Source organism: Caballeronia glebae (genome assembly GCF_001545035.1).
GTDB lineage: Bacteria > Pseudomonadota > Gammaproteobacteria > Burkholderiales > Burkholderiaceae > Caballeronia > Caballeronia glebae.
Genome location: NZ_FCOJ02000032.1, coordinates 66,192 through 84,886 on the forward strand (window position 1 = coordinate 66,192; position 18,695 = coordinate 84,886).

Consider the following 18,695-nt stretch of genomic DNA (forward strand, 5'->3'; position numbering starts at 1 on the left):
GCTCAGCGTCCCTCGCTGGCCGGCGCCGGCGGCGCAGCGCGATGAAAACGCGCACGCAGCTTGCGGGCGAGGGAATCGAAGCCGAGATAGATGACGGGCGTCGTGAACAGCGTGAGCAATTGCGACACGATCAGACCGCCGACGATCGCAACGCCGAGCGGACGCCGCAGCTCCGAGCCCGCGCCCCAGCCGAGCATCAGCGGCAGCGCGCCGAGCAACGCGGCCATCGTTGTCATGAGAATCGGGCGGAAGCGCAGCAGACACGCCTGGAAGATCGCTTCGCGCGGCGGCTTGCCCTGATCGCGCTCCGCTTCGAGCGCGAAGTCGATCATCATGATCGCGTTCTTCTTCACGATGCCGATCAGCAGCACGATGCCGATAATCCCGATGATGTCCAGATCGTGCCCGGTGATCATCAGCGAAAGCAGCGCGCCGACGCCCGCGGAAGGCAGCGTCGAGAGAATCGTGATCGGATGGATGAAGCTCTCGTACAGGACGCCGAGCACGATGTACATCGTCACGATGGCCGCGAGGATCAGGAACAGTTCGTTCGACAGCGACGCCTGGAACGCGAGCGCCGCGCCCTGATAGCGGATCTGGAACGACGCGGGCAAACCGATTTCCTGCTGGGCCTGGTCTATCGCTTTCACGGCCTCGCCGAGCGACGCGCCCTTCGCGAGATTGAAGGAGACGGTCGTCGCCGGGAACTGGCCGAGGTGCGTGACGAGCAAGGGCGCGGCGCGTTCGTGAAACTTCGCGATGGCCGAGAGCGGCACCTGGCCGTTGGTCGCGGTGGACGAGGGCAGGTAGATGCCGTTGAGGGTTTCGCTGTAATGCGCGTCGGACGGTTCGGCTTCGAGAATCACGCGGTACTGGTTCGACTGCGTGAAGATCGTCGAGATGATGCGCTGGCCGAAGGCGTCGTAGAGCGCGTTGTCCACGGTCGCGGGCGTGATGCCGAAGCGCGCGGCCGTCTCCCGGTCGATCTCGATGTACACCGACTGGCCGTTCTGTTGCAGATCGGTGGCGACGTCCGCCAGGACCGCCGTGTGTTGCAGCCGCTCGACGAGCTTCGGCACCCATTCCGCGAATTCCGCCGCGTTCGGGTCGGTCAGCATGAACTGATACTGCGTCGGGCTGACGGTCGAATCGATCGTCAAATCCTGCACCGGCTGCATGTAAAGCTTGATGCCGGGAATATCGGCGACGTCGTTCTGGATCGCGCGGATGATGTCGCTCGACGTGTCGTCGCGATCGTCGCGCGGCTTCAGGTTGATGAGCATGCGCCCGCTGTTGAGCGTGATGTTCGAGCCATCCACGCCGACGAACGACGTCAGGCTTTCGACGTCCGGATTCTGCAGGATCTTCTTCGCGAGCGCCTGTTGCTGGTCGGCGACGGCCTGATACGAAGCGGCCTGCGGCGCCTGCGTGATCGCCTGGATCACGCCCGTGTCCTGCGTCGGGAAGAAGCCCTTCGGAATGTACACGTACAGCACGGCGGTCAGAACGAGCGTGAGCACGAAGACGAACAGCGTCGCGCGTTGACGTTCGAGCACCCAGGTCAGCGCGACGGCATAACGCCCGATCACGTAATCGATGAACCGGTGCGCGCGCGCCTCGAAGCGCTTGCTGTCCTTCGGCGGCGTGTGGCGCAGCAGCTTCGCGCACATCATCGGCACGAGCGTGAGCGAGACGATTGCCGAAATGACGATGGTCACGGCGAGCGTGATCGCGAATTCATGGAACAGGCGGCCGACCACGTCGCCCATGAAGAGCAGCGGAATCAGCACCGCGATGAGCGAAACCGTCAGCGAGATGATGGTGAAGCCGATCTGCTTCGAGCCCTTCAGCGCCGCTTCGAGCGGCGATTCGCCTTCCTCGACGTAGCGCGCGATGTTCTCGATCATCACGATGGCGTCGTCCACGACGAAGCCGGTCGCGATGGTCAGCGCCATCAGCGAGAGGTTGTCGAGCGAGAAGCCGCACAAGTACATGATCGCGAGCGTGCCGACGAGCGACAGCGGCACCGACAAGCTCGGGATGATGGTCGCGTAGACGTTCGCGAGGAACAGATAGATGACGAGCACGACCAGCACGACCGACAGCGCGAGCTCGAACTGCACGTCGCGAACCGATGCGCGGATGGTCGTGGTGCGGTCGGTGACGACGCGCACGTCGAGTGCCGCGGGCAGCGCTTGCTGCAGTTGCGGCAGGATTTTCTTGATGCCGTCGACAACGGCGATAACATTCGCGCCCGGCTGACGCTGCACGTTCAGGATGATCGCGGGCGTCGAATCGACCCACGCGCCGAGCTTCGTGTTCTCCGGTCCTTCCACGATGCTCGCGACGTCCGTAAGCATCACCGGACGGCCGTTGCGATACGCGACGACCGCGCTCTTGTAGGCGTTGGCGTCGGTGAGCTGATCGTTCGCGTTGATCGTGTAAGCGCGCGTCGGACCGTCGAAGTTGCCCTTCGGCGTGTTGACGTTGAGGTTCGAGATCGTCGTGCGCAAATCGTCGATGTTCAGGCCGTATGACGCCAGCGCGCGCGTGTTTGCCCGAATGCGCACGGCGGGGCGATTGCCGCCGCTCACCGATACGAGGCCGACGCCCGCCACTTGCGAGATTTTCTGCGCGAGGCGCGTGTCGGCGAGATCCTGAACTTGTGTCAGCGGCAAGGTCTTCGAGCTGACCGCGAGCGTCATGATCGGCGCGTCGGCGGGATTCACCTTCGCGTAGATCGGCGGCGCGGGCAGGTCGGACGGCAGCAGGTTGCCCGCCGCGTTGATCGCCGCCTGCACTTCCTGTTCGGCGATGTCGAGCGGCAAGTCGAGGCTGAACTGCAGCGTAATGACCGATGCGCCCGCCGAGCTTTGCGACGACATCTGGTTCAGGCTCGCCATCTGCCCGAACTGCTTTTCGAGCGGCGCGGTGACGCTCGATGTCATCACGTCGGGCGACGCGCCGGGATAGAACGTCTGGACCTGGATCGTCGGATAGTCGACGGCAGGCAGCGCCGAGAGCGGCAAAAAGCGCAGCGCGACGAGGCCGACCAGCATGATCGCCGCCATCAGGAGCGCCGTGCCGACCGGACGCAGAATAAAAATGCGGGATGGATTCATGCCGGATTCGTTACGTGATGCGTGGGATTACGGCTGCTGCGACTGCTGACGCCGATGGCCGCCGTGCCGCGCGCCCGAAGCCGCCGAAGCCGCCGAAGCCGCCGAAGCCGGCGCGGCGCCCGATGCACCGGACGCACCGGACGCGGCCTTCGGCTTCTCGGCCGGAATCGTGATCTTCGCGCCTTCCTTCAGGCGGTCGGAGCCGTCGATAACCACGCGCTCGCCCGCTTGCAGGCCGGACTTGATGCTGGTGCGCTCGCCGTCGACCGGGCCGGTCTTCACGTTGCGCACGGTCACGGTGTTATCCGGCTTCGCGACATAGACGAACGCGCCCGACGAGCCGTTCAGCACCGCCGAGGTCGGCACGATGGTCGCGTTCTTGATGACATCGACGAGCAGCTTCGTGTTCACGAACTGGTTCGGGAAGAGCATGCTTTCCTTGTTGTCGAAGGTGGCGCGCAGCTTCACGGTGCCGGTCGTCGTGTCGATCTGGTTGTCGACGGTTTCGAGATAGCCCGCTTCGAGCGACGTGGTGTTCGTGCGGTCGTAGGCCGTCACCGACATCTTCGTGCCCGCGTGCAGCGGCTTGAGAATGGCCGCGAGATTGTCTTCGGACGTGGTGAAGATCACGCTGATCGGCTGCAACTGCGTGATGACGACGACGCCGTTCGTGTCGCCCGTCGTCACGTAGTTGCCCGGATCGACCTGACGCAGGCCGACGCGCCCCGACACCGGCGCCGTGATGCGCGCGTAGGTCAGGTCGAGCTTGTAGGTATCGACGTTGGCCTGGTCCGATTTCACCGCGCCTTCGTACTGCTTGACGAGCGACGCTTGCGTGTCGACCTGCTGCTTCGCGATGGAATCCTGCGAGAGCAGCGTCTGGTAGCGCTGCAGGTCGAGGCGCGCGGTTTGCAGGAGCGCCTGGTCTTTCGCGAGCGCGCCTTCCGCGTTGCGCAGCGAGATTTCATACGGGCGCGGATCGATCTGCGCGAGCACGTCGCCCTTCCTGACCATCTGGCCTTCCTTGAAGGCGACGTCGACCAGCGTGCCGTTCAACTGCGTCTTGACCGTGACGTTCGCGAGCGGCGTGACAGTGCCGAGCGAATTGATGACGACGGGCATTTCGCCTTGTGTGACGGTCGCGACGTGCACCGGCTGCGGCTGGTTCGCCGGATTCGCCGCACCGCGCCTTGAGCCTTGACGCGCATCCGGCTGGCCGCTCGGGCCGCCGCTTTCGCCGCGATTCCACGGATGCCACCAGACGATCGCGCCGGCGACGATCAGGATCGCGACGATAAGCGGCACGATCTTGCGCCGCCGCGGAGCGGATTCGATGGCGGCAGGCGTAGGAGGCGTTGGGCGCGATTGCCCGGGAGGATTCTTTTGGTCGTCCATCGGTTCGGAGGCTGGGTCTTTCAAATCTGTTCGGAGCGCGGACGAGCGGCGATCACGGTTCAAGCGCGAAGCAGTGCGCCGCGCGCATGAACCGCGACCGAAGCGGAGGCCGGGAATAATGCAGGGACCGTTGAAAGCGGCTGGAAAGGCTGCCTGTCAAGCCAGGCGAACAATTTGGCGCGGCCCCGGTGCGCGCGAAGCATGATGCTACGTCCCGCACCCGGGGCCGTCCACCGGCCATTCTTTCTGTTGATTACGACTGTTACACGCGCATCGAAGCGCGCTTTCGATATGTTTCGGCCGCGTGGCTGCCGTGGCGTAGTCTAACCGGCGGCGCGCGCGGCGTTCGTCGCGTGCGTTCCGCCGATTTCGCGCGTGATCTGATCGACGCAGTCGAGCAGCGCGGGCGCGATCTCGTCGATCAATATATCGCGCGGACACTGATGCGCGGCGCCGCCGCAGTTGACCGAATAGCGTTCCTCGGACGGCCCGACGAAGCCCGCCGCGACCGCGTTCAATCCGTGATGCCACTCGCCGAGGGAGGTTGCGAAGCCGAGGCGCGACGCATCGTCGAGGCCGCGTTGCAGGCCGCCCGCGATGGCCGGCCAGTCGTCGCCCGATGCCGTCTGCAAACTGCCGAGCAACGCACGCCGATCCGCCTCCGACAACACCGCGAGGTACGCGCGTCCGACGGCCGTGCGGCTCAGGTCCATCCTGCTGCCGACTTCGAGTCGCGAGACGAGCACAGCGGATCGTGGCCGAATGGCATCGATTACAACCATCTCCAGACGATCGCGCACGGCGAGGTGCACGGACAAACCGGTGCGCTCCGCAAGCCGGATGAGAAACGGGCGGGCGCGTGCACGAATATCGAAATTGCGTAAAAATCCGTTGCTCAGTTCGAGAACGGAAGCCGTCAGCACGAAACGCTCGCTGTCGGGCAGGCGGTGCAGCAAACCAGCGCCCACGAGCGTCGCGGTAATGCGCGAGATCGTAGGCTTCGGAATACCGGTCCAGTCGGTCAGTTCGCGATTGCTGACGGGCGCGTCGGCGGCGGCAATCCGGCGCAGTACGTCGAGTCCGCGGGCGAGCGCCGTGACTTCTTCACCGTCTTTCTCCCGGACACGTTCGCGGCCCATCGATGATTCATTGTGCATAGGCATTCGTTTTATGAAACATCGTTTTGTTTGATGGCGTGACGTAATTCTACAAGGCAGGAGCGGGAAACTTGCAAACGATGCAAGCCTTAACAATAAGCTGCATCTGCAATGAAGCTTTTTGAAAATAACCGCGTGTTGAACGAAACGTGGGCAGTTGCCCGTAGCATGAAATTTTGCTTGACTTAGGCAGTGATACCGGAAAAAATGGAATTGAATTTCGAAACCGGAAGTGACGTGCGCGCCAGCGCTTTCCGCCCGGTGCTCGAAAGACAGGCTCTCAGGTTCTAGCACGGCCCTCGGAATGGCTAGAACTTTTAAGGCGCTACGGAAACGTAGCGCCTTTTTTTTCGTCTCTGCGTTCGCTGAAACACTTGGGCGCGAATATACCCGAAGGCAAGCGCCATATTGGATGACGAGTGCTGCTGCCGGACCAGACGAACGAGCGGCAGCGATCTTCAAATTGGCCGAAAGCACGACGCGGCGCAAAGTGCGCCGCGTCGGAAGCGTCAAAACATGTTGGCAAACACGCGCGGCTGCCTGAGCAGGCGCTTGCCGCGGCGGAGCCAGTAGACGGCCGCGCCTGTGAGCAATAGAGCGACCGCGTACACGAGGAGCGGCGAAATGTGATCCGGCGGCGGGTTCGTCGCGATGAGCAGAGCGGCGAAGAATGCCGCGCCCGCCTGACAGAACGCGCGGTGGGCGACATTGCGCCGCATCCGCGGAGTCGTGAAGCGTGAGGCGGGCGCGCGAGTGAACGGCTCGAACAGCATCAATCCGGCGACGAGGATGACGGCGACATTCATGAAGAGCATGGTGCGAGACTTCGTGGGAACAGGGACGGGCGAAATATATGTCAATCGCCGATGCCGCTAGAACCAGAAGTCTCCTAAATATAGAGGGAAAATTCTATATGCCGGTTTTCACAACGATGTCGTGTGCGAAGGCGTTCTGAAAGGCTGGCGCTGATGTCGAGCGCCAGCAAGGTTCCCCTGCGATGCAAGGTTTCAAAGTTCGATTCGTGTGCCGAGCAGCGCGAGAAACTGCCTGATCCACGCCGGATGAGCAGGCCATGCGGGCGCGGTGACGAAATTCGCATCGGTGATGGCGTCGTCGACGGCGATATCGGCGAAGGTCGCGCCCGCGAGCCGCACCTCGGGCGCGCACGCCGGGTACGCGGAAATGCGCCGTCCCTCGATCACGCCCGCCGCCGCGAGCAACTGAGCGCCGTGGCAGACAGCGGCGATAGGTTTGTTCGCCTTCGCGAAATGGCGCACCAGTTCCAGCACGCGATCGTCGAGTCGCAGATATTCCGGCGCGCGGCCGCCGGCGATCGCGAGGGCGTCGTAACGGGCTGGATCGATATCGTCGAAGCTCGCATTGAGCGTGAAGCGGTGGCCCGGCTTCTCCGTGTAAGTCTGGTCGCCTTCGAAATCGTGGATCGCCGTCTTCACGGTGTCGCCGCGCCGCTTGCCGGGGCACACTGCATCGACCGTATGGCCGACGGCCTGCAAAGCCTGGAACGGGACCATCGTTTCATAGTCTTCGGCGAAATCGCCGGTGAGAAAGAGAATCTTCTTGGCAGCCATCGCTAACCTCGTTTATGGAATGGGTCGTCGGATGTTCGATGCCGCGCGCCCGCGCGCGCCGCGTCGATCAGTCTACTATCGGCGCCGTGGCTCGCATGTGACACGCGAACCGCGTTCGGCGAGCGACGTCGCGCCGGCAGCGTATGATGTGCGCGAGTTTTGAGATGAAATGCGCGGCGCGCGATGGTGCGCGGGCGCGATGTGCAGGCGTGCGCTCGAATGCGCACTAAATCAGGCGGAAGGTAACACCATGCAGATGACTCCTATGAGCCGAATCGTCGTGACGCTTGCGGCGCTCGGCGTGCTGGCCGCGTGCGAGAAGCACGACGCGACCGCTGGACAGGCGGCGGGCGCATTCAACAACCTCGCGAGCCAGACGAACCAGAAATTCGACCAGGCGGCGAGCTACGTCGGCCAGAAGGTCGATGCGGCCCGGCAATCGGCGCAGCAGAACATCGACAACGCCGGATCGATGCCCGACGTCTCCGCGAGCAGCGTCGCCGCTACGGCGCGATCGAACTTCGATGGCGCGGCGAGCGCCACGAACGCCGCGATCAACAACGCCGCGAGCGCGACGGGCGCGGGCTTGCAGTCGGCGGGGCGCAAGCTGCAAGAATGGTCCGCGAAGGACGGCGGCGCGTCGAATCCTCAGGCGAGCGCGCAGGGTTCGGTCGCGGGGCCGACGTCCGAATCCAGCGGTACGCGCACGGAAATGGACAAGTAACACAAGGCATCGACGCCGATTCATCTGAAAAATCAACGCGAATGGGCTTAACATTCCGTTACGTCCGCGTTGGGCAGCGTCTCTGTCACAGCCGCTAAACTGGCGGTCTTTCAGAAATCGAGACCGTTATGAAGTCACGCAAGCTCGCGCCGCCGGGCGCGGCGGCGTCTGTCGCGATCTCCTGGATGGCGGCGCTCGTGCTGTTCCGCGCCGCGCTCGCGCGCCACGCTTCGCGCGCGTTTTCGCCTGCAATGTCGTCGATGCTGGTCGCACTGGCCGCGTCGATCGCGTTCGCCTCGCCTGCCGTCCAGGCCACACCGGCACTCACGCTGCCCACGTTCCAGGAACTGATCACGCCGGCCGCGCCCGCGTCCGCGCCGGATGCCGCATCGGCGTCGACGCCCGCGATGTCCGATGCCGAGATGCTGCGCTCGCTCGACAACATCATCTCCACGCTCGACAGCGACAAGCAACGCGCCGCGCTCGTCTCGCAGCTCAAGCACTTGCGCGAGGCGAAACGCGCCGCCGACGACGCGGCTCCGGCCCCGGCGCCAGGCGCGGCGGCGGCTTCCGCGACAACGGACGCGAGCGCAACCGCAACCGCAAGCGGCACGGCGGCGAGCGCGCAGCCGACCTCGGGGACGACCACATCGTCGGTCGTGGCGACCATCGCGCAGAACGCGGGGCTGCTGGGCGCGATTGCGTCGGCGCTCACCAATATCGAAGCCGACGTGAAGCGCGGCAAGACACCGTTCGCCTACTGGAGCGGGCGCTTCAACGCCGCCGGCAACGAACTGTTCACGATCGTCACGAGCCAGAGCCGCGAGCCGTTCGGCCGCACGCTCTTCAACTACATCGCGACGCTCGCCGGCTGGGGCGCGTGCGCGATGGCGCTGGTCTATCTGCAGAAGCGCGTGCGCGCGCGTTATGGCATCGACACCGGCCTGCATTCGAATCCGACGACGCGCGAACTGCTGCTCTTCGCGCTGCGCCGCGTCGCGCCGTATCTCTTCGCGTTTCTCGCGGCGCTGACGTTTGCGCACTACATGCCGCTGTCGCTCGGCCGCACGCTCGCGATGGTGACCGCTTACGCGATCGTCGCGGGCGCGGTGTTCTCCGCGATCTGTCTGATCATGTTCTCGCTCTTCGGCTCGGCGCACCGGCGCGTCGCGGTGAATCTGCTGATCGTGCGCGCGCGGCGGCTGCTGTTTCTGATCGGCACGCTCGGGGCGCTCGGCGACGCCGCCGCCAATTACGACGTCGCGCAGCAACTCGGCACCAATCTCTCCGCGCTGATCTCGACGTGCGCGAACATGGGCGCGGCGGGTCTCACCGCGTATTTCGCGCTCGCGTTCCAGCGGCCGGTCGCGCATCTGATCCGCAGCCGCACCTACGAGCAGCGCAACACGCGCAAGGCCGCGACCGAAACCTTCGAAGTGGTCGCGTCGCTGTGGCAGTTGCCGCTCTTGCTGCTCGCGTCGGCCTCGGTGGTGGCGACGCTGATGGGCATCGGCACGTCCGAGAACGTGTTGCAGATGGCGATCGCGACCGCGGGCCTGCTCGTCGTCGCGTTCTTCCTCTCGGCAATCGTCGTGCGCATCACGCGGCCCAAGTCGAAAAAACCGCGCCGCCAATCGGCGTATGTGCGCAGGCTCGTCAAGTTCGTCGGCACGATGATCGTGGTCGGCGTCTGGCTCGTGTTTCTCGAACTGTCATCGCGTTTCTGGGGCTTTTCGCTCGCGCACATGGCCGAGGAGAGTGTGGCCGCGCGCGGCATCGCGCACGCGGTCGCGATGATCGTGCTGACGTTCTTCGTCGTGTGGCTGATCTGGATTCTCATCGACACGGGCATTCAGGAAGCGCTCAGGCCCGACGCGGCGCGGCGCGGCGGACGCGGCCCGAGCATGCGCGCCCGCACGATGCTGCCGCTCGTGCGCAACGTCGTGTTCGTGTTTCTGCTGACGGGCGCGGCAATCGTCACGGCCGCGAACCTCGGCCTGAACGTGACGCCGCTGCTCGCGGGCGCGGGCGTGATCGGTCTCGCGGTCGGCTTCGGCGCGCAGTCGCTCGTCGCGGATCTGATCACAGGGCTCTTCATCATCATCGAGGACACGATTTCGGTCGGCGATTCGATCGAGGTCGAAGGCGGCCACGCGGGCATCGTCGAGAGTCTGACGATTCGCACCGTGCGCCTGCGCGACGGTCAGGGCGCGATCCACGCGATTCCTTTTTCGCAAATCAAGACGGTGAAAAATCTGTCGCGCGATTTCGCGTATGCGGTGTTCGAGGTGCGCGTGCCGTTTTCGGCGGACGTGGACGAAGTCACGCAGATGATTCGCGAAGTCGGCGCCGAGCTGATGGCCGATATCCGCTATCGGCTCGAAATGCTCGGGCCGGTCGAGGTCTGGGGACTCGACCGTTTCGATCCGAACTGGATGGTCGTGAAAGGGCAGATCAAGACGCGGCCGTTGCAGCAATGGAGCGTCGCGCGGGCGTTCAATCTGCGCATCAAGCGCAAGATGGACGAAGCCGGCATGGACATTCCCGTACCGCAGATGCACGTGCAAATGACGCGTGAAGCGATGCCGGGCGCGGACGCCGAAGGGCGCGAGCGTGCGCGGCGGATCTGGACGGGCGAGGCGCCGCCGCCTGTGGAAGAGGAAGAAGAACTGGCGGTCGGTCCGGCGTTTTCCCGCGAGACGAAGGTGCCGGCGGCCCCGGCGCGCGACGTTTCGCACGAGCCGCAGCCGGCGCCTCCGCCGACCGATCAATCCGTGCAGATTCCGCCGCAGATTCCGACCGCGTCCGAGCCGGGCAAGGGCTGAGTTTGCTTCAGGCCGCGAGCAGATCGTTGACGTGCGTGGCGATCTGCTCGCCCGCGACGCCGTAGACATGCAGCGACACGGCGCGCGCGGCGGCATCGGCGGGATTGCCGAGCCGATGAATCGCGCCACGTCCCGCATCCACATACGACACCGCGCCCGACGAACGCGGATGACGCCGCGTCTCGATCGCGCGATGCCCGAGCGCGTCCCAGCGATAAAGCGTTTCTTCGAGCGCTCCCTCGATCACCGCATAGCCGCACCACGTCCGATGACCATGCACCGGGCTCGCCTGCCCCGGCTCCCAGACGAGCGCGGCGATTGCATAGCGGTTGAGCGGATCGGCGGCCAGCAGATGGCGGCAATAGTTCTGCGGATCGCTCGCGCGCTGATCGGGCCGCAGCACGCGCGGATCGGCGATCGCGCGTTGCAGCGCGAGGCGCACGCGTTGTCCGAACGACGCGCCCGGGTGCGCTTCGGCGGCTGCGAAAGCGGCATCGATCTCGCCGCACAATTGTTCGAGCGCCGGGTTTAGATGCGCGCCGCAACCGGCGACCGGCGAAGGCGCGGATGCCGATGAAAAGGGCCGCGCCAGGCGGCTGACATGTTCGAGTCGCATAGTGGATGAGTCGTCTTTTCGTTGTTTCCGTCCGACTCATTTATACCGGCTTGCCTCCAGAATTAGTTTCCATATAATTTCGCTCGGACATCGAGAAATAGAATAATTTCCTATAAGGGGCGCAGCATGGGAATGGACCTCATCGACCGTAAACTGCTCGAATTGCTGCAGAAGGACGTGACGATGCCCATCGCGGAACTCGCGCAACGGGTGAATCTTTCGCAGACGCCATGCTGGAAACGCGTGCAGCGTCTGAAGGAGACGGGCGTGATCCGCGCGCAGGTGGCGCTATGCGATCCGAAGAAGCTGGGCGTCGGCACGACGGTGTTCGTCGCGGTGCGCACCAACCAGCACACGCAGACGTGGGCGGAGGATTTCACCCGCGCGGTCCGCGATATTCCGGAAGTGGTCGAGGTGTACCGGATGAGCGGGGAGACCGACTATCTGCTGCGCGTGGTGGTGTCGGATATCGACGATTACGATCGCGTGTACAAGCAACTCATCCGCGCCGTACCGCTGTATGACGTGAGCTCCAGTTTCGCGATGGAGCAGATCAAATATTCGACGGCGTTGCCGGTGAGACCGGTGCTTGAGCCGTGAGGGTCCGATTTGCGTACCAGCCCGCGGCATTGAGCTTGCCGCCGCCGGTGGCGGCCGGTTCGACGCCGAACGATTTGACTGCCCGACAGCAAATAAATTTAGGATTTTTAAGCAATATTTCAGCGCGCAAAACGCGTATGATGAAATGGTTTCCGGCCTTATACATTCGAACTCCTAATATAGAGTGATGCATATGCGGCCGAGGACCAAGGTGGGGTATTCCCCGTATCGTCGCGGGCTGCGGCCCGGAATGTAAGCGAGGTTCAAGAAAAATGATTGAAATTGATCGCCATGCATTGGCTCACTCCCACGTCGCCGGTGGCGCCGCGAAACAGATTGGCACGTGCCCCGACACGTCGGGCACGCATCCTGGCCCTGCGACGCCGACCAGTGGGACCGGGTCGGCCACTTCGGTCATCACCGTCAACGGCAAAACCATTATCAACCAGACCGTAGTCTTCTGACGTCGGCGTGGTCGGTGAAGTAGTCAAGGCGGATCGCACGATCCGCCTTTTTTATGCGCCAAGCGTCAGCGCGCTCCGCCGACATCGAAGTGACTCCGGGCAGCATGCTGCACCATCGTTCGAAACAAAAAGCCGCCCGGCGGGCGGCTCAACACGTCCGGTCATAGGGTATCCCGGTATTTGCCCCTTGCAAGCCCTTGCCAGGATCGGACGCGCATGGAATCGTGATTAGTATGGTCAATCGGACGGGCTGCGTTCAAGCGCGCGCGTGTAGCAGAGAATTTCGCGATAGACGCGCGGGTTTCGAAACGATGTGAGTCAAAGCGCCGCAATCGGTATCGGCCGGTTCACGGTCGGCGCGTTGCGACTCCCCGCAATCCAACTGAAACCCAACCCGAGTACCATAGCGGGTCCTTCCCGAAACGTCGCCACGAACCTTTTCATGACCCACGACCCTCGCGATCCGCGCCGTCCGGACGATAAGCCGAAAAAGAATCCGACCCGCGCCGTCAGCGTATTTATCGTCGTCGTGGTGCTGATCGTGATCGGCACGATCCTCTTCAACGCGATCCGCGAGAAGCGCGAGTTCGACGAGCAAAACGCGCAGCCGTCCGCCGCGAGCGACGTGCGGCCGGCCGTGCCCGCACTCGGCGCGTCGCAGTAAAGACAGCGGCGCTCAAACCGGCAGGCGAATCTGCGCCGCGTCCTTGCCGATGAGCGATGACGCCGTCAGCATCTGCTTGCATTGATGCGCGAGCAGCTTGAGATCGTGAAGCGCATCGGCGGGCAGCGTTTGCGCGCGCTCGGCATCGACGACCATCTCGTCCAGATCGCGCCGCAGTTGCTTGAGTGCATCCGCCTGCGCGGGCGGCGCATCGGGCTTCGCTGCCGCGGGTAGTTCGCTTTCGGCGTCGGCAAGGTTGTCGCGCACGATGCCGAACGTGCGCTGCACCGGATCGAACGGCTGGCCGCCCGCCTCGTTGAGCGACTGCAAGAGCGGCGCGGCAGCGGTGATCTGCGAGGCGAGCACATGGCTTTGCACGAGCAGATCGTTCAATTCGGCGGCGTACCTCTGCTGCGCCTTCGGCTCCAGCATCATGCGCTGGAACGCGTTCGCAAGATTCGCAAACGCGATGTGCACGTTCTTGCGCGCGAGCCGGTAGCGAAAGTCGCGGTCGAGCGCGGTGGCGGCCACCGTCGCTGCGGCGGATGCCCCCTTGCTCGCCGTGGCCGCCGTGCTCTCGCCGATGCTCACCGACGCCAAACGCTGCGCCGTCGCGCTCGCGGCCTTCAGCGCGGAATCGGCGGCGAGTGTCGGTTCGATTGCCGGTTCGATTGCCGGTTCGGGCCGTGTCGCGGCGCCCGGTTCGTTGGCCGCTTGCGCAGCGATCGTCACGGTTTGCGCGGGCGTCTCGACCGCCGACGCCGCGGCCACCGCAGCCGCATTCGCATCGGCGAACACCGCGCGATCGACCGGCGTTTCGACCGCCGGCGATTGAGCCGCGGCCGCACGCGCCTTGTCGCTTTGGCTCGCGCGCCACCACCAGCTTGCTTCGAGATAATTGCGCGTCGCGGCGAGCAGATCCTTCACGGGCTTGCCCATCAGCCGATATTCCCAATACGGGAACAGATGACTCGCCGCAATGGCGATCGCGCAGCCGACCACAGTATCGATCGCGCGCTCGCCGATGATCCGCATGTTGCCCGGCGCGAGCAGATGGAACATCAGGAGCACATACGACGACGTGAACACGACACTCGCCGCGTAGTTGAAAAGCAGGAGGCTGTAGCTCATCACCATCGACGCGAACATCACGAAGAGCAGGATATGCGGCTCCTTGACGAAGAGGATCAGCGCGATCGTCACCGCGCAGCCGATCGCCGTGCCGATGATCCGTTGCGTGTTGCGCTGCTTGGTGAGCGAGTAGCCGGGCTTCAGAATGATGACCGTCGTCATCACGATCCAGTATGCGTTCGTGAGCGGCAGCAGACGTCCGACCCAGAACCCGACGCCCACGGCGATGGTCACGCGCAACGCGTGCCGGAAGCTCGGCGAAGCCATCGTGAGATTCGAGAAGATCTGCATGAACGGCACGCGCCGGCTCGATATGAGGCGCGACAACGCGTGGTCGATCCGCACTTCGGTTTCGGTCGCGCTGGCGTCGTCGCGCGTGCGGCGGCGCATCTTGTCGATGAGACGCGTCGCGCTCCATAGACGCCTGAACACGGCCGCCGCCGCCGCGTACGCTTCGGGACTTTTCCCGGGCAGCCCGTGCTTGCGCATCAGTTCCAGCTCGAATTCGATCGCGCGCAGTTCGGCCTTCATGCTGATCTGGCGGCCAGCCTCATTGTTCTGCAGCACCGCGAGGCCGATTTCTTCGAGGTCCGCGCTCGCCTTTCTCATGAGGTCGCGATAGAAGATCAGCACGTCCGAGCCCGCGAAGGTTTTCCTCACGAGCGGGTAGTCCGTATGCGCGCCGACAAAGAATTCGTGCAGGTCGACTACGTTGATGAAAAGGTTGAAGAGCCGCGCGCGGCGCGCGTCGAGCTTGCCGCTTTTCACCTTCGGCAGATTGCGCAGCACGATGTCGCGCGCCGCTTCCTGCCGCTCGACGGCCGCGATCTGCTTTTCGATGAGTACGCGATAACACTCGTCGAGATCGGCGTCGCCGTCGTAGAATTCGGCGCGCGCGAGCAGGTACTCCGCGCAACTGAAAATGCTTTCGGCCAGCGCCTGTTGCTCGATGCGATAGACGAGCAGGCGCGAGACGAGCGTCGCCCAGTACGTGTACCAGAGACCGCCCAGAAGAATCCACGATGCATTGACGAGCGCCTGCATCGGCGTGAAGTGTTCTTCGAGCGTGACGACCATCATGAAGAGCGTCGCGAAGCTGATCTGCGGCCAGCGATTGCCATACACGACGATCAGCGACAGCACGAACGTCAACGGTACGATGGTCAGCCAGAGCGTGAGCGGATGTGCCGTCGCGATGCCCGTTGCGAGCGCCGCGAAGAAGCCGATCAGCGTGCACGCGAGCATCTCGTTGTGCTTGTGCCTGAGCGGGCCGGGCATGTCGACGACGCACGCGCCCAGCGCGCCGGTTGCGATCGTGAAACCGAGTTCACGATTGTGAAACACGATGAGCATCAGGACGGCGGGCAGCGACACGCCGAGAGCGATGCGCAGCCCGCCGAAGAAATACTGACTGTAGATGAACTTCCTGATTTCGAACGAATAGCGCATCGACTTCCTGTTTTTACGCTCGTTGACGTTTTGGGGACGAGGCGAGAATCGAGTCTAACCCAACTCACCCGGGCTTCGGACCTCGGCCATTCGGCCAGGTTCTCGGCGGCGCGCGCGCTTTGCTATGCTGGCGCATTAACTGACAAAGCTTTGCAAATCGCGCGTCAATAGAGCCTTTACACACCGTATAGCAAGCCGCTTTCCATGCTCGAACTCTTCTATTCGAACCGTCACGAGACGCTCGCCGCGGCACTCTTCGAGGACCTCGACGCGTTCGCGATGCGCGAGGGCGATCCCTTCGCGCGCGAGGCCGTTATCGTGCCGAGCGCGGCGCTGCGCCGGCGGCTCGAACTCGACATGGCCGAGCGCTTCGGCATCTGCGCGAACGTCGACTTTTGTTATCTCGCGCAGTGGCTCTGGGCGCAGATCGGGTGCGTGCTGCCGGTGCCCGCGCATTCGCCGTTCGCGCCGGACCGGCTCGCGTGGCGCTGCTATCGGCTCTTCGAAGATCCGTCGTTCGGCGATTCGGCGCGGCTATCGGCGTATCTCCATGCCGCCGACGATTCCATGCGCTACGAACTCGCGCGCCGTATCGCGACGGTCTTCGATCACTATCTGACGTATCGGCCCGAGTGGCTCGCGCATTGGCAGGCGGGCGGCTCGATTCTGGCGGGCAGCGGCGCCGAAATCGATGCGCGCGGCCCGCGGCTTTCGGGCGCGAACGACATCCAGCGCGAGGACGAGCGCTGGCAAAGGGCGCTCTGGCGCGCGTTGCTCGCGGACCTCGCGCGCGATGAGAACGGAAACGAGAAAGACCCGACGCCGCCTGCATACCGCTTTCTCGCCGAGGCGCCCGGTTTCGATCTCGACGCCGTGATGCGCGCGCAATGGCCGCGCCGCATCAGCGTGTTCGCGTTGCCGACCATGCCGCCGCTGCATATCGCGCTCTTGCGCGAGCTTTCGCGCTGGATCGACGTGCGCATCTATGCGCAAAATCCCTGCCGCGAGTTCTGGTTCGACATCGTGAGCGAGGCGCGCGTCGAACAACTCGAACTGAAGGGCGAAGCGGACTATCAGGAAACGGGGCATCCGCTGCTCGCGGAATGGGGCCGGCAGACGCAGGCGCAACTGCACATGCTGCACGAGTTGACCGAGAGCGCCGCGTCGAGCGAGCGGCAACTCTTCGAGGACAATCCCGCCCGCACCTGGCTCGCGCGTCTGCAGAACGGCATCCTCGCGCTCGATGAAGAAAGCGCCGCGCCGCAGCCGGAGGAGATCGCCGAAAACGGCATCGAAGTGCATGTGTGTCATAGCTTGTCGCGCCAGCTCGAAGTGCTGCACGACCGGCTGCTCGACTGGTTCGACAATATAGAAGGGCTGGAGCCGTCGGACGTGCTCGTGGCGTTTCCCGATCTCGCGGTCGCGGGACCGCTCATCGACGGCATCTTCGGCACCGCGCCCGCGGGTGCGAGTCACGAGCGCCGGCGCATTCCGTACCGGATCACGGGCCTGCCGCCGTCGCAGGCGAATCCCGTCGCGCGCGCGCTCATCGACTGGCTCGCGCTCACCGAGCGCAGCGTCGGCGCGCCCGAACTCGTGGAATGGCTGCGCGTGGATGCGATCGCGGCGCGCTACGGCATCGACGCCGTCGCGCTCGAAACGGCGCAGGCGTGGCTCGCGGCCGCGGGCGCGCGGCGCGGCTTGCGTCCCGACGACCTCACGGCCGACGACGTGCCCGCCGCGCGCCACACCTTCGCCGATGCGCTCACGCGTCTCTATCTCGGCTACGCGTTGCCGGGCGGCGGCGCGCCGGTCGCGGAGTGGCTGCCGATCGAAGGGGCGAACGGCTCGGACGCTGAATTGCTCGGCCGTCTCACGCGCTTCGTCGACGACATCGACGCGTTCGCCGAACGCATCGCGAGCCCGCGCACCGCGCGCGCCTGGGGCGATCTGCTGCTCGATGCACTGGAGCGTTTCTTCGATGCGGGCGTCGCTTTCACCGATGCCATCGGCGACGTGCGCCGCGCGATCGATTCGCTGATCGTCGCGATGGAAGAGGGCGTGGGCGAGACCGGCGTATCGGCTGCCGTGATCCGCACCGCGCTCACCGATACGCTCGACGATCCCGCGCGCGGCGGCGTGCCCTGGGGCGGCGTCACCTTCTCGTCGTTGACGAGCTTGCGCGGCTTGCCGTATCGCGTCGTGTGTCTGCTCGGCATGGACGACGGCATGCTGCCGAGCCTCGCGCGCGCCGACGAGTTCGATTTGATGGCGCGCTTCGGCAAGCTGGGCGACCGTCAGCGTCGCGACGACGAGCGCAATCTGTTCCTCGATCTCGCGCTCGCGGCGCGCGACCGGCTGATGATCGCGTACACGGGCCGCAGCATCCGCGACAACGCCGTGCTGCCGCCCGCCGCGCTCATCGACGAATTGCTCGACCATCTCGCGCAGTCCGTCGTGGGCAAGCATGCAGCGCCGGACGAGCTCGCGAAAGCGCGCGCGCGCTTCGTGTTCGAGCATCCGCTGCAGCCCTATGCGCCCGAGTATTTTCACGAGGACGGCAGGCTCTTCACTTACGAGCCCGAGCGCGCCGAACTCGCCCGCGCGCTGGATGCGGGCAAAACGCAGCCCGTCGCGCGACTCTTCCGCGCGCCGTTGCCTCAGGAAGACGATGTGCGCACCGTCGCGTTCGACGATTTCGTGCGCTTCTGGGGGCACCCGGCGCGTGCGCTCTTGCGCGATCGGCTGGGTATCGCGCTCGTCGATGCCGAAGCCGAACTCGACGACACCGAGCCGTTCGAGCTGGGCTTCGCGGGCCGCGATGCGCTCGCCGCGCGCGTGCTGCCCGCACTGCTCGACGCCGCCGACGACAGCGATCGCGCCGCGCGCGAGCGTGCGAGACGGGTCGCGCGCGCCAGTCCGGAAATGCCGGGCGGCGCGACGGGCGGCGTGTGGCAGG

Annotated in this window: 13 protein-coding genes; 6 read left to right on the forward strand and 7 right to left on the reverse strand. The window is 64.7% G+C overall.

The window, feature by feature from the left end:
* Nucleotides 1–2: 2 nt before the first annotated feature.
* The 5 genes from AWB82_RS21485 to AWB82_RS21505 form a co-directional block, all read right to left on the reverse strand.
* Nucleotides 3–3,122 (reverse strand): MdtB/MuxB family multidrug efflux RND transporter permease subunit, encoded by a 3,120-nt coding sequence (locus AWB82_RS21485; RefSeq protein ID WP_086970806.1) that lies wholly within the window; start codon nt 3,120–3,122, stop codon nt 3–5.
* A gap of 27 nt (nt 3,123–3,149) precedes the next feature.
* Nucleotides 3,150–4,517 carry an MdtA/MuxA family multidrug efflux RND transporter periplasmic adaptor subunit gene (locus AWB82_RS21490; RefSeq protein WP_086970808.1) on the reverse strand — a complete coding sequence of 456 codons (1,368 nt, stop codon included), beginning with the start codon at nt 4,515–4,517 and terminating at the stop codon, nt 3,150–3,152.
* Between the two features lie 323 nt (nt 4,518–4,840).
* Complete coding sequence (locus tag AWB82_RS21495; RefSeq protein ID WP_086970810.1) at nt 4,841–5,674, reverse strand: IclR family transcriptional regulator; 834 nt, start codon at nt 5,672–5,674, stop codon at nt 4,841–4,843.
* Between the two features lie 509 nt (nt 5,675–6,183).
* Complete coding sequence (locus AWB82_RS21500; RefSeq protein WP_086970812.1) at nt 6,184–6,489, reverse strand: hypothetical protein; 306 nt, start codon at nt 6,487–6,489, stop codon at nt 6,184–6,186.
* A 192-nt stretch (nt 6,490–6,681) separates the two neighbouring features.
* Nucleotides 6,682–7,263 (reverse strand): DJ-1/PfpI family protein, encoded by a 582-nt coding sequence (locus AWB82_RS21505; protein ID WP_086970814.1) that lies wholly within the window; start codon nt 7,261–7,263, stop codon nt 6,682–6,684.
* A gap of 250 nt (nt 7,264–7,513) precedes the next feature.
* Between AWB82_RS21505 and AWB82_RS21510 the strand changes: the two genes are divergently transcribed.
* Both AWB82_RS21510 and AWB82_RS21515 read left to right on the forward strand, forming a co-directional pair.
* A complete protein-coding gene (locus AWB82_RS21510; protein ID WP_086970838.1) occupies nt 7,514–7,987 on the forward strand; it encodes a hypothetical protein in 474 nt (157 codons plus the stop codon).
* A 128-nt stretch (nt 7,988–8,115) separates the two neighbouring features.
* Nucleotides 8,116–10,812 (forward strand): mechanosensitive ion channel family protein, encoded by a 2,697-nt coding sequence (locus AWB82_RS21515; RefSeq protein ID WP_086970816.1) that lies wholly within the window; start codon nt 8,116–8,118, stop codon nt 10,810–10,812.
* Between the two features lie 7 nt (nt 10,813–10,819).
* Here the strand turns inward: AWB82_RS21515 and AWB82_RS21520 are convergent, their stop codons facing one another.
* Nucleotides 10,820–11,428: a cysteine dioxygenase family protein gene (locus AWB82_RS21520; protein ID WP_086970819.1), complete on the reverse strand. Its 609-nt coding sequence runs from the start codon at nt 11,426–11,428 to the stop codon at nt 10,820–10,822.
* 126 nt (nt 11,429–11,554) lie between these two features.
* Here AWB82_RS21520 and AWB82_RS21525 point away from each other — a divergent pair, with 126 nt between their 5' ends.
* The 3 genes from AWB82_RS21525 to AWB82_RS21530 all read left to right on the forward strand — a co-directional run bounded on the left by AWB82_RS21525 (nt 11,555) and on the right by AWB82_RS21530 (nt 13,156).
* Entirely contained in the window at nt 11,555–12,028 is a 474-nt protein-coding gene (locus AWB82_RS21525; RefSeq protein WP_086970820.1) for an Lrp/AsnC family transcriptional regulator, read from the forward strand.
* 272 nt (nt 12,029–12,300) lie between these two features.
* Nucleotides 12,301–12,492: a hypothetical protein gene (locus AWB82_RS37225; RefSeq protein WP_143756800.1), complete on the forward strand. Its 192-nt coding sequence runs from the start codon at nt 12,301–12,303 to the stop codon at nt 12,490–12,492.
* 442 nt (nt 12,493–12,934) lie between these two features.
* Nucleotides 12,935–13,156, forward strand: a complete 222-nt coding sequence (locus tag AWB82_RS21530; protein WP_086970821.1) for a hypothetical protein — start codon at nt 12,935–12,937, stop codon at nt 13,154–13,156.
* Between the two features lie 12 nt (nt 13,157–13,168).
* Here the strand turns inward: AWB82_RS21530 and AWB82_RS21535 are convergent, their stop codons facing one another.
* A complete protein-coding gene (locus AWB82_RS21535) occupies nt 13,169–15,736 on the reverse strand; it encodes an FUSC family protein (RefSeq protein WP_086970823.1) in 2,568 nt (855 codons plus the stop codon).
* 204 nt (nt 15,737–15,940) lie between these two features.
* Here AWB82_RS21535 and recC point away from each other — a divergent pair.
* A partial coding sequence (gene recC / locus AWB82_RS21540; protein ID WP_086970824.1) for an exodeoxyribonuclease V subunit gamma occupies nt 15,941–18,695 on the forward strand: 2,755 nt, incomplete at its 3' end.